Source organism: Spongiibacter marinus (assembly GCF_016906995.1).
Lineage (GTDB): Bacteria > Pseudomonadota > Gammaproteobacteria > Pseudomonadales > Spongiibacteraceae > Spongiibacter > Spongiibacter marinus.
This window is the reverse complement of sequence record NZ_JAFBBD010000009.1, coordinates 1-12955: the sequence shown is the minus strand read 5'-3', so window position 1 is coordinate 12955 and position 12955 is coordinate 1. Positions and strand designations below refer to the sequence as shown.

Annotated in this window: 14 protein-coding genes; 7 read left to right on the top strand and 7 right to left on the bottom strand. The window is 56.9% G+C overall.

Going from position 1 to position 12955, the window contains the following annotated elements; translation table 11 throughout:
• Position 1 precedes the first annotated feature (1 nt).
• A complete protein-coding gene (locus HNR64_RS14155) occupies positions 2–1105 on the top strand; it encodes a PepSY domain-containing protein (protein WP_204997083.1) in 1104 nt (367 codons plus the stop codon).
• An 8-nt stretch (positions 1106–1113) separates the two neighbouring features.
• Here the strand turns inward: HNR64_RS14155 and HNR64_RS14150 are convergent, their stop codons facing one another.
• Positions 1114–1968 (bottom strand): SIS domain-containing protein, encoded by an 855-nt coding sequence (locus tag HNR64_RS14150; RefSeq protein ID WP_036256936.1) that lies wholly within the window; start codon positions 1966–1968, stop codon positions 1114–1116.
• 136 nt (positions 1969–2104) lie between these two features.
• On the opposite strand from HNR64_RS14150, the gene uvrD reads away from it, so the two are divergent.
• Positions 2105–4270, top strand: a complete 2166-nt coding sequence (gene uvrD, locus HNR64_RS14145) for a DNA helicase II (protein WP_204997082.1) — start codon at positions 2105–2107, stop codon at positions 4268–4270.
• A 34-nt stretch (positions 4271–4304) separates the two neighbouring features.
• Positions 4305–5447 carry a TRAP transporter substrate-binding protein gene (locus HNR64_RS14140; RefSeq protein ID WP_204997081.1) on the top strand — a complete coding sequence of 381 codons (1143 nt, stop codon included), beginning with the start codon at positions 4305–4307 and terminating at the stop codon, positions 5445–5447.
• A gap of 12 nt (positions 5448–5459) precedes the next feature.
• On the opposite strand, the gene HNR64_RS14135 is transcribed toward HNR64_RS14140, so the two are convergent.
• The gene (locus tag HNR64_RS14135; RefSeq protein WP_204997080.1) at positions 5460–6548 is read right to left on the bottom strand and encodes a TonB-dependent receptor domain-containing protein; all 1089 of its coding nucleotides are present in this window, start codon (positions 6546–6548) and stop codon (positions 5460–5462) included.
• A 42-nt stretch (positions 6549–6590) separates the two neighbouring features.
• On the opposite strand from HNR64_RS14135, the gene HNR64_RS14130 reads away from it, so the two are divergent.
• Complete coding sequence (locus HNR64_RS14130; protein ID WP_204997204.1) at positions 6591–7010, top strand: beta/alpha barrel domain-containing protein; 420 nt, start codon at positions 6591–6593, stop codon at positions 7008–7010.
• A gap of 16 nt (positions 7011–7026) precedes the next feature.
• Here HNR64_RS14130 and HNR64_RS14125 read toward each other — a convergent pair whose 3' ends face one another.
• The 4 genes from HNR64_RS14125 to HNR64_RS14110 form a co-directional block, all read right to left on the bottom strand.
• A complete protein-coding gene (locus HNR64_RS14125) occupies positions 7027–7887 on the bottom strand; it encodes an SDR family oxidoreductase (RefSeq protein ID WP_204997079.1) in 861 nt (286 codons plus the stop codon).
• A gap of 35 nt (positions 7888–7922) precedes the next feature.
• Positions 7923–8312 (bottom strand): acyl-CoA thioesterase, encoded by a 390-nt coding sequence (locus HNR64_RS14120; RefSeq protein WP_027874832.1) that lies wholly within the window; start codon positions 8310–8312, stop codon positions 7923–7925.
• A gap of 78 nt (positions 8313–8390) precedes the next feature.
• Positions 8391–9758, bottom strand: a complete 1368-nt coding sequence (locus HNR64_RS14115) for a TRAP transporter large permease (protein WP_204997203.1) — start codon at positions 9756–9758, stop codon at positions 8391–8393.
• Positions 9751–10275 (bottom strand): TRAP transporter small permease subunit, encoded by a 525-nt coding sequence (locus HNR64_RS14110; RefSeq protein ID WP_204997078.1) that lies wholly within the window; start codon positions 10273–10275, stop codon positions 9751–9753. The genes HNR64_RS14115 and HNR64_RS14110 overlap by 8 nt, the downstream gene beginning before the upstream one ends.
• A 126-nt stretch (positions 10276–10401) precedes the next feature.
• On the opposite strand from HNR64_RS14110, the gene HNR64_RS14105 reads away from it, so the two are divergent.
• Positions 10402–10899 (top strand): DUF4265 domain-containing protein, encoded by a 498-nt coding sequence (locus HNR64_RS14105; protein ID WP_204997077.1) that lies wholly within the window; start codon positions 10402–10404, stop codon positions 10897–10899.
• A gap of 18 nt (positions 10900–10917) precedes the next feature.
• Positions 10918–11691, top strand: coding sequence for a peroxide stress protein YaaA (yaaA, locus tag HNR64_RS14100; RefSeq protein ID WP_204997076.1), 774 nt, complete (start codon positions 10918–10920; stop codon positions 11689–11691).
• Between the two features lie 3 nt (positions 11692–11694).
• On the opposite strand, the gene HNR64_RS14095 is transcribed toward yaaA, so the two are convergent.
• Entirely contained in the window at positions 11695–12153 is a 459-nt protein-coding gene (locus tag HNR64_RS14095; RefSeq protein ID WP_204997075.1) for an EVE domain-containing protein, read from the bottom strand.
• A gap of 99 nt (positions 12154–12252) precedes the next feature.
• Here HNR64_RS14095 and HNR64_RS14090 point away from each other — a divergent pair, with 99 nt between their 5' ends.
• Positions 12253–12843 carry a DUF938 domain-containing protein gene (locus HNR64_RS14090; RefSeq protein WP_204997074.1) on the top strand — a complete coding sequence of 197 codons (591 nt, stop codon included), beginning with the start codon at positions 12253–12255 and terminating at the stop codon, positions 12841–12843.
• Positions 12844–12955: the final 112 nt, after the last annotated feature.

Here is a 12955-nt window from a genome sequence, read left to right as displayed (position 1 = left end):
AGTGTCTGACACAGCCTCAAACCCACCCCGGCGGCCGCGCAAAGTTCGCGCGCCGGGCCTGTGGCGCTGGCATTTATGGGCCGGCCTTGCCGGGCTTGGCGTATTACTTGTCGCGGCCGTCAGTGGTGCATTGTTGGTCTATCAGAAGGAGTTAGTCGCGGCGATTGTCACTCCCGATGCAAGCCTGCCTGCCGACTACCGCCATCAACAGTTGGCCGAGGAGCTTTCGGCACTGGCGAGCCAGCGGGGTATCGACCCGGCGCTGAAATTAAAAGCCCCCAGCCAACTGGAGCCCTACTGGGCGGTGCGCCACGCAGAGGGGTTAGAACTGCTGGCCTTGGGCAGCCTTCAGCCCTATGCCAATAATCTTTGGTTTCTCGACGTCATCTCATTTATTCGCGAGCTGCACGTTGATCTTCTCAGCGGTGAGATCGGCGAAGCGTTGTTATTGGTGGCTGGCGTGCTCGCACTATTTCTCTGTATCAGCGGGGTCATCTTATGGTGGCCAGGCCGCCGCGGATTTCGCTGGCGCTGGGTGCTCCCCAAAAAATTACGCCCCTCACAATGGCTGCAATACCATCGGCATACCGGCGCCGTGAGCAGCCCCATTCTATTATTGATCCTACTCACCGGCAGCTTGATGCTCTGGCAAAAACTCATTTTCCCCCTGCTGCCACCCAACCCCGTCTTCACGGTGAAAAGCGCTGAGCCACAAACCCCGACATCGGCAATAAGCAGAGGCTACATGCTGGCACATAGTGAAATAGACGGAAGCTGGCCCACTTACATCACCATTGGCCGCGAACAAGGGGATGTAACGCTAAAAGTGCGCTTCCGCCTCAATGGCGAATGGCACCTCAATGGCCGCACTACCGTCTGGCTCAATACTCGCAGCGGAGAACTCCGTCGCACCGAGCGCGCCGACAACATGCCAACAACACGTAGGCTGCTGAACCAGCTCTACCCCCTCCACTCCGGCTTCGGCATGAACACCCCCTACCGCCTGTTAACCCTTCTCAGCGGTATCGCGCTGGCGTGGTTGTGCCTTACCGGCGGCTTACACTATTACAAGCGGTGGCAAAAACGACGCGCCAAAGCCCGGTAGCGGCAAAACTACTCAGGCCCTTCCAAGCGCAGCGACTGCAGGCCCTGCTCAATACTTTCAAGGTGCTCGCGCAAGCCGGCTTTGCTGGCGGAAATACCCACCGCCAAAATATCGAGCACCGTCATATGGGCCAGCCGTGAAGGTAGCGGCGTATAAGCGCCTTTGTCGTTATCGACATCCACGTAGATTGGTAGGTCGCTCAGCTCTGCGATAGGACTGCCAGACGGCGCCAGGGCAATAACCGGCGCGCCGTTGTTCTTGGCCAGTTTGATGGCATCTAGCAAGGCCCGGGTACGGCCGGACTGGGAGATAGCCACCACCACATCGTCGGCGTGCAGGGACATCGCCGACATGGCCTGCACGTGGGGGTCGGCATAGACACTGGCGCTGATTTGCAGGCGAAAGAAGTTGTGCTGGGCATCGTGGGCAACCGCTGCCGAAGCACCAAAACCGTAAAACTCCACCCGGCGCGCATTGCTGAGCAGCTCCACCGCTTTTTCAATGGCATCCACTTCTATGCTGTCGCGCACCCGCTTAAGCGCTTCCATAGTGGCGTCGAACACCTTAAAGGTGTACTGCCGAGCACTGTCTTCATCGCCGTAGCTCACCGCCTCATATTCAGGGCTGTGCGCCACATGCTGAGCCAGGGCCACTTTGAAATTCTGAAAACCGTCGCAACCGACCGCTCGACAAAAGCGCACCACAGTTGGCTCGCTAACGTGGGCCTCCTGCGCCAGATCAACAATGCGCATATGAATCACTTCGCGGCGATTGGCGAGGATATAGTCGGCCACCTTGCGCTCGCTGCGGCGCATGGCCTCGCGGCTGGTTTCAATGGCGCGGATGATATTTCTGGGTTTCAAGCGTTTCTCCACCGGCTTGGCTAACAGCGGCTCACCGAGCAAGCCCTACCGCGTATTGTAACCCAAGGCCGCCGATGACGAGATTCCTACTCAGCGACGGTGCCAGAACCCGCCATTCCCGATAGAATAGCCGCCCATGGACGTATCTTATATTCTCGATCAACTCAACGACGCGCAACGCGACGCGGTAACCGCTGACAGCCCGGGCACACTGGTGCTGGCGGGGGCCGGTAGTGGCAAAACCCGCGTGCTGGTTCACCGCATAGCCTGGAAGATAAAGGTAGAGGGCCTGTCGCCGTACAGCATTATGGCGGTTACCTTTACCAACAAGGCGGCTCGGGAGATGCGCGGCCGTATTGAGGAGCTGCTGGGCAGCAGCCTGCAAGGTGGTATGTGGGTGGGCACGTTCCACGGCCTTGCCCACCGCCTATTAAAGGCCCACGCCCGCGAAGCCGGTCTGCCGGAGAATTTTCAGATTCTCGACAGCGACGACCAGCTGAGGCTGATGAAGCGCATCCACCGCGAACTGCAACTGGATGATTCTCGCTGGCCACCGCGCCAGTCCTGTTACTTTATCAACGGCCACAAAGACGAGGGCCGACGCAGCGCCCACATTGATGACCCGGGTGGCGACCTGTACCTGCAAACCATGTTGAAGGTTTATCGGCGCTACGAGGAGATCTGCCAGCAGCAGGGGGTTATCGACTTCGCCGAGTTGCTGCTCCGCGCCCTGGAGTTATGGCGCGACAACCCGGCGGTACTCGCCCACTATCAACAGCGCTTTAAGCATGTGCTGGTCGACGAGTTCCAGGACACCAACGCCGTGCAATACGCCTGGCTGCGGATTCTTGCCGGCAATGGCATGCCTATTACCGCCGTGGGCGATGACGACCAGTCCATTTACGGCTGGCGCGGCGCGCGCATTGAGAACATTCAGCAGTTCTCGAAGGACTTTGCCGATACCCGCATTATTCGCCTGGAGCAGAACTACCGCTCCACCGGCACCATTCTCAGTGCCGCCAATGCGGTGATCAAAAACAACAGCCAGCGGCTGGGTAAAGAGCTTTGGACCAGCGGCGAAGACGGCGAGCCCATCACCCTGTTTGCCGCGTTCAATGAGCAGGACGAAGCGCGCTTTGTCACCGACCGTATCGACGAGTTGCTCCGCCAGGACTATCGCCGCGCCGACATCGGTATTCTATACCGCAGCAATGCCCAGTCGCGGGTATTGGAAGAGGCGCTGATTCGCAGCGGCCAACCCTATCGCATCTACGGCGGCCAGCGCTTCTATGACCGGCTGGAAATTAAAAACGCCCTCGCCTATTTGCGCTTGATCGCCCTGCGCGACGACGACACCGCCATGGAAAGGGTGATCAACACGCCCACGCGCGGCATCGGCAATCGCACGGTGGAGATGCTGCGTGAATACGCTCGCGACCATCAACTGTCGCTGTGGCAGTCGGCCATGGCGATGATTCAAAACGGCGCCCTCACCGCGCGCGCCGGCAACGCCCTGCGCGGCTTCCTGTCACTGGTCGAAGACCTCGCCGAACAGTGCAGTGACCAGTCGCTGGATGAGCAGGTGGATTTAGTCATCGACAAAGCCGGACTGATCGCCTTCCACCAAAAGGAAAAAGGCGAGAAGGGTCAGGCGCGCATAGAAAACCTGCAGGAATTGGTCAGTGCCGCGCGTAGCTTTACCCCGGAAGACCCGGATGCTGATTTGCTGCGCGAATTCCTCGACCAAGCGGCCCTCGATGCCGGTGAACAGCAGGCCGACGAGCACGAAGACAGCATTCAACTAATGACTCTGCACTCCGCCAAAGGTCTGGAGTTCCCCATCGTGTTTATGGTGGGCGTCGAGGAAAACCTGTTCCCCCACAAGATGTCGATGGACGACCCCGCACGCCTTGAAGAAGAACGTCGCCTCGCCTATGTGGGTATTACTCGCGCCGAGCAGCAGTTGTTTCTGAGTTACGCCGAGTCACGGCGACTGCACGGGCAAGAGAACTTCAACAGTCTGTCGCGCTTCATCCGCGAAATCCCCAACGACCTCATCAACGAAGTGCGTATTAACAATACTGTGACCCGTCCGAGCAGCTTTGCCAGCGGCAATATTGCTGCTCAGGCCGCCGCCGACTGCGGTATTGCTCTGGGTCAGCGCGTGCTGCACAGTTTTTTTGGTGCGGGCACCGTGCTCAGCTTCGAGGGCCAGGGCGCCAGCGCTCGGGTACAGGTAAATTTTGAGGACGAAGGCAGCAAATGGCTGGTATTGCAGTACGCCAATCTGGAGCTGCTGTAATCACACCGGCTCACAACAATAATAAGGTAACGCTATGAACCGCTCTTCAAACGCGCGCACTACACCGCTCATTATTCTGGCCCTGGTTGCCGCGCTGGTCGCCATGAGCTGGCTCTATGTGGGCGAGCGCAGCCGGCACTATGTCGCCGATGACAACGCGCGAACTGCCGCCCTGGGCGGTGAGCGAGTGTATCAATGGAAACTGGTCACCACCTGGCCGAAAAACTTTCCCGGCCTGGGCACCGCACCAGAAAAGTTTGCCGAGGTCGTCAACCGCATGAGCCGCGGCCGCCTGCAAATCAGCGTTTATGGCGCCGGTGAACTGGTTCCTGCCCTCGGCGTATTCGATGCCGTTTCTGCCGGTAGCGTTCAGGCGGGCCACGGCGCGGCCTATTATTGGAAGGGAAAATTGCCCTCATCAATCTTCTTCACCGCCGTGCCCTTTGGTATGAGCGCACAGGAAATGAATGGCTGGCTCTACCACGGCGGCGGCTTGGAATTGTGGCGCGAGGCCTATGCCCCCTTTAATTTGATTCCCATGGCCGGCGGCAATACCGGCGTGCAAATGGCGGGCTGGTTTAACAAAGAGATTAATTCGGTCGACGACCTCAAAGGGCTGAAAATGCGCATTCCCGGCTCGGGCGGTGAAGTATTAAACCGCCTGGGGGGCACCTCGGTAACGCTGCCGGGCGGCGAGCTGTACACATCGTTGCAAACCGGCGTGATCGACGCCACCGAGTGGGTGGCACCCTACAACGATCTGGCCTTCGGCTTTCACGAGGTCACGCGTTATTACTATTATCCAGGCTGGCATGAGCCCGGCTCGACTCTCGAACTAATCGTGAACAAGCAGGCTTTTGAAGCTCTGCCCGAAGACCTGCAAGCCATTGTTGAGGTTGCGGCGCGCTATGCCAACGCCGATATGCTCGACGAATATACCGCGCGCAATAATAACGCCTTAAAAGAACTGGTAGAGCAACACGACGTACAGCTACGCAAGCTGCCCGATGATGTGATTCGCGCGCTGCACAAAACCTCTGACGACTACCTGGCGGAGCTGGCGCAAACTGATGAACTCACCCAGCGGGTTTACACCAGTTGGAAGCAATTCCTGGAAGGCGCGAAAAACTACCACCATATTTCCGAGCAAGCCTATATTAACGCCCGAGACCTATAGGCAGTTAAAGGCTTAATAGTTAAACCGTAGCTCAGCACTAAACATCCGGGGCGGCATCAAGAAGCCCATGTGTGAGCCGCTGAAAATAGGCATATCCGCGGCAAAGTGGCGAATGGTTTTGTTCTCTACATTTTTAATATGCGCCATCAACTGCCAACCGCCATTAGGATCTACCAGACCGGCATGAACATTGATCAAGTGGTAGGCATCCTGGCTGTCGATGGGGTCGGCATCCAGGTCAAACAATATCCGGTCACGCCAGCTCATATCAGCGCCGACCATCATGGCGACTTTTTCCTGCCACAACGGTACGGCAACATTAAAGCCGGCGGTGGCACTGATTTTTGGTGAGCGGGGTAGCTGCGATCCACTTAGATCGCAGGTTTCTTCATTGGATGACGCCGGGCAGGGCCCGTCTTTATAGCTGTCGAAGCGGGCATCGCTATAGCCCCAACTCGCAAAGAAGTGGCTGCCACGCCAGGGCTGCCAACTGATATCAAACTCCGCCCCCTCAGTGGTCGCCTTCGCGGCATTGTTCACAATAAAGCCGTTGCCGATAAATGCCTGAATTTGCATATCGCTAAATTCAGTGTGGTAGAGCGCGGTATTAATCGTAAGTACGCCGTCGTAGGCAGTGAGCTTGTAGCCCAGCTCATAGGCCTTGGCGCGTTCCTGATCAAAGCCGGACTCATCCGCCGTGCGTGCCAGCGGGTTATAGCCTCCCGCTTTAAATCCTTCTGAATAGCTGGCGTAGATCAAGTCGTCGTCCAGGCTGTATTTCATCGATAGCTTGGGGGCGATATTGGACTCTTCCCGCGTGTCCTTCAGCTGGTACTCGGTCACCCCGAAGGCGGACTGCAACAGCAAGCCGGTTTGCTCATAGTTCTGGTCCAGATCTACGGCTTTCTTTTCCTCCGATGCCCGCAAGCCCGCCACCAGACTCAATCGGTCATTAATATTCCAAGTGAGTTGCGAGAACAGCGCCAGGGTTTCGGTATGTTGAATAAAACGCTGGTGCAAGGCATCGGTGGTTAACGCGCCCAATAGATTATCGAGGGGGTCAAGCAATGGCATCAGCACCCCGCCAAGCAGATCGGTCACAACATCCAAACCGAGCGCAGGCAGTAACAAACCGAGGTATTAATCGCCGCAGGCGCAAAAGAAATTGTCTTAGCCGATACGATTGGCGCGGCGACGCCGCAGCAATCTGCAGCGCTAACCAATAAATTATGTCGCGAATTTGGTAGCGCTTTAATCGCCTGTCACTTTCACGACACCCGAGGCATGGGTATCGCCAATGCCTATGCTGCACTCGAAAGCGGTGTGCGGCGCTTTGACGCGTCTATTGCAGGCTTGGGGGGCTGCCCTTTTGCACCGGGAGCCTCGGGAAATATAGCCACGGAAGATTTAGTGCTGATGCTGAATCAGCAAGGCTATGAAACGGGAATTTCCCTGGCGGGTTTGGCAGCGGCGGCCAGGCTAACCCAGCAATTGTTACCGGGCTCTGGCGTTGCCAAGTCCACGCAGTGGATTGAGCGGCAGATAGAGAAAGGCGCTCTCTAGGCGCCTGTTCACACCATTAGCTAACGGTGGTTTTGGTGTAGGCCTCGCTGAACGACCACAGTTTTTCCGCCGCTGCGTCGTCTTTGCCCCAGGGCTTAATGCGCTTGGGTTTGCAGTCGGCAAAGTACTCGCCGGTAACCCCTTCCAAGCTGGTCGAGGTCGCCACATAAATGGAGGTTTCGGCGCCCTTGTCGGGGCTGCGGAAAAACGGTTTTAACACCAGCCCTAACACTTTCCCGATGATGACATTGTCTTGCTGGCCGAGGCCGGTGCTGACTGCGCCAGGATGCACACAGTTTACCGTTACGCCAGTACCTTCGAGTTGCTTGGCCAGATGGCGGGTCCACAGAATATTGCAGAGCTTGGAGTGGCCATACACTTTGAAGGTTTTGTATTTCTGGCGGGCAAACTCCAGGTCGTCAAACTGTACGCCTTTGCAGAAAGCATGAGCTTCCGACGCCACCGACACAATACGCGCTGGCGCACTGGCGACGATGCGCTCTCGAAGCAGCTCAGTCAGTAGAAAATAGGCAAGGTGGTTCACGGCGAAGGTTTCTTCTATGCCGTCGGCGCTGAGCTTGCGCTCGGTATTCACCACACCGGCGTTGTTCAATAACAGGTGAAGCGGTTTGCCGGTATCGAGAAACTGCTTCGCGGCGCGGCGAATGTCGGCCATTTTACCGAGGTTAGCAATTAACAGAGACAACTCGGCGTCGGGTCGTAAACTGCGCAGTTCGTCCAATAGCGCTTGGCCCTTCTCTTCATTGCGGCAGAGAATAAACAGCTCAGCACCCTGCTCCACCAGCGCCTTGGCGGTCGCGCGGCCGATGCCGTTGGTCGCGCCGGTAATCAAACACACTTTTCCCGTCATGCTCATTATTATTGTCCTTGCACTATTGGTTTTGGTTTAACTTAATCGACGCTCCGCGTGCGGCCGTTGTCGTCGATGGCGACAAATACAAATTCGCCCTCGGTCACCTTTATCGGCTCTTCGTCGTCGTATTCGGTGATCCAGACTTCCACATTGATGCGAATGGAGCTGCGTCCAACTTCGAGCACATCGGTATAACAGCTCACCACCGCGCCAACATTTACCGGCGACAAAAACGCCATACTGGCAACGGCTACTGTAGCGACCCTGCCACCTGCGCGTCGCCCGGCAGTAATACCGGCTGCAAGATCCATTTGCGACATTAACCAGCCACCGTAGATATCTCCGTCGGCATTAGTATCTGCAGGCATAGCGATCACCTGCATGGCTAACTCGCCATTGGGGCGGGGCACATCATCTATGTCACGCATAGGTTTGTATTCCTACTGTTTGAATTATTCATCGAGCGCCCAGTTAACGGATGACGCCTAGTATTGTCAATCTAATTTCTAGCCTCGCACCAGCGCCGGCAACCACGTGGCCAAACCGGGCCACAGCGCCAGGATCGCCAGCACCATTAATTGCAGAACGATATAGGGCGCCACGCCGCGATAAATGTCCGAGGTTGCCACCGAGGCCGGAGCCACACCGCGCAAGTAGAACAGCGAAAAGCCAAACGGCGGCGTAAGAAAAGAGGTTTGCAGGTTGAGCGCGATCATAATGCCCAGCCATATTGGGTCTACGCCCATGGCCAGTAGAATCGGCCCGACGATTGGCACCACCACAAAGGTGATTTCAATAAAGTCGAGAATAAAGCCCAGCAGGAAGATCACTAACATCACCAGCGCGGTGGCTGCCACCACTCCGCCGGGCATTGCCGTAAAGGCGCCGTGAATCAGCTCGTCGCCGCCGAAGCCGCGAAACACCAGGGAAAACACCGCGGCGCCAATCAGGATCATAAATACCATGCAGGTGACCTTCATGGTTTCCCGCGACACTTCGGCCAAACGCGCCAGCGACAGACGGCCGCGCAGCAGCGCCAACAGCGCTGCACCCAGGGCACCGACGCCCGCCGCCTCGGTAGGCGTGGCGGCCCCGGCGAGAATGGAACCCAATACAGTAACGATCAACAGCACTGGCGGAACAAAGCCCCGTAGCAACTGGCCGATTGGCGGCGCTTGCAGGTCACTGGCGGGCGGCGCTTTTTCCGGGCGAAGAATCGCCATGCCGCCCATATATAAAATGTATAGGCTCACCAGCAGCAAACCGGGGATCAGCGCGCCGATAAACAGATCGCCCACCGACAGGGTTTTGGGGCTGAATACCCCAAGATCCAACTGCGCTTGCTGATAAGCGCTGGAGAGTGTGTCGCCGAGTAGTACCAGGGCGATAGAGGGCGGAATGATCTGGCCCAATGTTCCAGTGGCGCAGATGGTGCCGGTGGCCAGTGCCGGGTCGTAACCGCGCTTGAGCATCGACGGCAACGAGAGCAGGCCCATGGTCACCACTGTAGCCCCCACAATACCTGTGCTGGCTGCCAGCAACATGCCGACAACAATCACCGAGATACCCAAGCCGCCGCGCCGGCGGCCAAACAGTGCCGCCATATTGCTGAGCAATTCCTCGGCGAGCTGACTCTTTTCCAGCAGTACGCCCATTAATACAAACAGCGGCACCGCCAATAAGGTGATGTTGTTGATGGTGCCAAATATCCGGTTGGGCAGCGCGGCAAGGAAACTGGGGTCGAAGTGGCCGAGGCTGATACCCAGGCCGGCAAAGATCATCGCCACCCCGGCCAGACTAAAGGCCACCGGGTAGCCCAGCATGAGCACCAGGCATATGGTGATGAACATTAGCAGTGGCAACAACTCAATCAGCACGGTTCACCTCCGCGCCATCGCCCTCTATCAACACCAAAGCATTGCGCAGTAGTTCGGCAAGGCCCTGCAGAGCAAGATTGACCGCCATTAGCGGTATCAGGCTCTTGAGTAGAAACACGGCTGGAATGCCGCCGGGCTCAACAGAGGCCTCGCGAATTTCCCAGGCCTTGGCACTGAAATCCCAGCTGCTGAGCAAAATAAGCCCACACAGCGGCAATAAAAATATCAGCGTGCCCAGGCTGTCGATCCATGCGCGCTGGCGCGGAGAAAAGCGCTGATAAAAAATATCCACCCGCACATGGGCGCCGTGTTTCAGGGCATAGGCGGCGCCGAGCATAAATACCGAGCCGTGCAGATAACTGACCGACTCCTGCATGGCCGTCAGGCCATAGCCAAAGCCGTAACGCATAACCACCACCGCGGCGGTAACCAGCATCATGATGGGAATACACCAGGCCAGTGCGCGGCCAGTCGCCTCGGTGAAGGCGTCGATGAAACGTAGTGTCGCTCTCATTATTGTAATTAACTGCATGTCGACCCAAGTGGGGCAATATTATAGTCGCAGCGCGCCCCCTATCGCCATGCGAATTACCGGCAAACACGCTATCATTGCGCCTTTTAAGGTAAATTCATTACTGCTATGAGCCATCCGCCTCTCGCCGATAAAGAAACCCGACTGGAACTCTTCGCCGGCATTCACCCCAACAACCAGCAACCCGTGTTTGAACAGTGCCTGGCCAGCCCCTGCGAAACCGAGGGCCAGTATCGCTTATTAAAGTCACCGCTGTTTGTACGCGGCGTAGCGGCACTGGACACCCTGGAACTGAATAATGAATCGCGCGGTCGCTTTAAAGTGGTTGAGCGCGGCGGCAATCTCTGCCTGCGCGTATTTATGCGCGAGCCCAATGAAGCGCTGGAGCAGCAACTGACCGGCGAGATCGAAAAACTGGGCGGCCACCTGGACATTAGCAGCGAACGCGCTTTGGTCTACAGCATTCATTTTGGCGTAGGTTTTCAGGCGATTGAAAAATTACTCGATGCCAATGTAAAGACCGGCGAGGCCCGCTGGCTGTACGGCAATGTCTACGACGACCAAGGCGAGCCGCTGAACTGGTGGCAGGACCTGTTAAAAGCGTAGCGGCGAAAGGAGCCAAGCATGTTGATACTGATTTCACCGGCAAAGACGCTGGACTTTGACACCCCCTCTCACACTCAGCAGCGCAGCGAGCCGGATTTTCTGGACGCTTCGCAGCAGCTTATCGATGAGCTGCGCGAACTGGCGCCTCAGGATATTTCCGCGCTGATGAAGATCAGCGACAAACTCGGAACACTCAACTACCAGCGCTTTGCTGACTGGCAAACGCCGTTTACGCCCGACAACGCCAAGCAGGCGGTATTGGCTTTTCGCGGCGATGTATACACAGGACTGAATGCCGACGACTTCAGCGACGACGATTTCGCCTTTGCCCAGCAGCACCTGCGCATCCTTTCCGGCTTATATGGTCTGCTGCGGCCCCTGGATTTGATTCAGCCCTATCGGCTGGAAATGGGCACAAAGTTCGCCAACAGCGGCGGCAAAAACCTCTACGAATTTTGGGGTGAGCGCATCACCGATGCCATCAATGCCCAATTTAGCGATGCCGGCCCGCTGCTGCTTAACCTGGCGTCGAACGAGTACTTCAGCGCCGTGAAGCCCAAGCTGCTGAACGCCGACGTGATCACCCCGGTGTTTAAAGACTACAAAAACGGCAAGTACAAAATTATCAGCTTCTACGCCAAAAAGGCCCGAGGTTTGATGAGCGCCTATGTGATTAAGCAGCGCATTACCGACGCCGAGAAACTGAAGCAATTCGACACCGATGGCTACTATTACTGCCCTGAGCAGTCCACTGCCACGGAGTGGGTGTTCCTTCGCGACGAGGTCGCCTAAGTCCTATTCCAGACTGAGTATCGTCTGCCAGTGACGCTCTTCTACCGGCATCACCGACAGGCGATTACCCTTCTTCAGCAACGCCATATCGCTTAGCGCCGGATGGCTTTTTAGTTCGCTCAAGGGAATCAGGCGCCCCAGCTTGCGGCGCAGCTGAATGTCCACCATATACCAGCGCGGATCCTCGTCGCTGGCCTTGGGATCATAGTATTTGGACTCGGGGTCGCGCGCAGTGTGGTCGGGATAACCCTCCCGCACGACCTCGGCAATGCCGACAATGCCCGGCGTTTTACAGGCAGAGTGATAGAAAAATACCTGATCGCCCACCTGCATGTTGTCGCGCATGATGTTGCGCGCCTGGTAATTGCGCACCCCATCCCAGTGCTCGGTGGCATTTTTGCAGGCCGCCAAATCATCAATGCCAAAAGCATCCGGCTCGGATTTTACCAACCAGTATTGCATCACTCCTCCTCTGCACTGACACTGTGCACCAACAAAAAGTGTAGCGGCCGGTCGCTATGGCCGTCCATCCTCCCTGGAAAGTCCAGCTAGGTACCTGAAATGCAAAAACCCTACTCCCAGGCCTGCGAAAACAACAAACTGCCTATCTTTAGCACCTTGCAGCCCATTCTTAACACTCTAAAAAGCGTGGTGGAGATTGGCAGCGGCACCGGGCAACACGCGGTGCACGTCGCCCGCCTTCACCCTCAATTGCAGTGGCAGTGTTGCGACCAGGCGGAATACCTGCCCGGCATACAACAGTGGCTGGACGAGGCCAAGCTCGACAACCTTCCAGCGCCGCAGCCCTTTGAGGTGAATTCCTCGCCCTGGCCCAGCGGCGATTTTCAGGCACTCTACTCAGCCAATACCCTACACATTATGAGTTGGGCCTCTGTGGAGCGACTGTTCGCCCGCATTGCTGAACACGGCGCCGATTTGCAGTGGCTTTTTATCTACGGCCCTTTCAATTACCTAGGGCAATTCACCTCGGCCAGCAACGCCGAGTTTGATCAGTGGTTAAAAAGCCGCGACCCGATGAGTGGCATCCGCGATGCCGAGGCGGTGAGTGGTTTGGCAGCAAAGGCAGGCTTTGCACTTCACAGCGACTGTGAAATGCCGGCCAATAACCGCCTGCTAATCTGGAAGCGCTAAACGTCGGGCAAAAAAAAGGTTCTTCGTAAATTCAGGTGGGTAGGTTGCAAAAACAGGCGGGTTATCGGTTGATAGTAATCGACCAAAACCACCAGCAACCGACTTCCCGCCT

Coding starts and splice junctions, on each gene's coding strand:
- HNR64_RS14140 (WP_204997081.1), top strand. CDS start 4,305: ATGAACCGCTCTTCAAACGCGCGCACTACACCGCTCATTATTCTGGCC.
- HNR64_RS14125 (WP_204997079.1), bottom strand. CDS start 7,887: ATGAGCATGACGGGAAAAGTGTGTTTGATTACCGGCGCGACCAACGGC.
- uvrD (WP_204997082.1), top strand. CDS start 2,105: ATGGACGTATCTTATATTCTCGATCAACTCAACGACGCGCAACGCGAC.
- HNR64_RS14110 (WP_204997078.1), bottom strand. CDS start 10,275: ATGAGAGCGACACTACGTTTCATCGACGCCTTCACCGAGGCGACTGGC.
- HNR64_RS14095 (WP_204997075.1), bottom strand. CDS start 12,153: ATGCAATACTGGTTGGTAAAATCCGAGCCGGATGCTTTTGGCATTGAT.
- yaaA (WP_204997076.1), top strand. CDS start 10,918: ATGTTGATACTGATTTCACCGGCAAAGACGCTGGACTTTGACACCCCC.
- HNR64_RS14120 (WP_027874832.1), bottom strand. CDS start 8,312: ATGCGTGACATAGATGATGTGCCCCGCCCCAATGGCGAGTTAGCCATG.
- HNR64_RS14105 (WP_204997077.1), top strand. CDS start 10,402: ATGAGCCATCCGCCTCTCGCCGATAAAGAAACCCGACTGGAACTCTTC.
- HNR64_RS14090 (WP_204997074.1), top strand. CDS start 12,253: ATGCAAAAACCCTACTCCCAGGCCTGCGAAAACAACAAACTGCCTATC.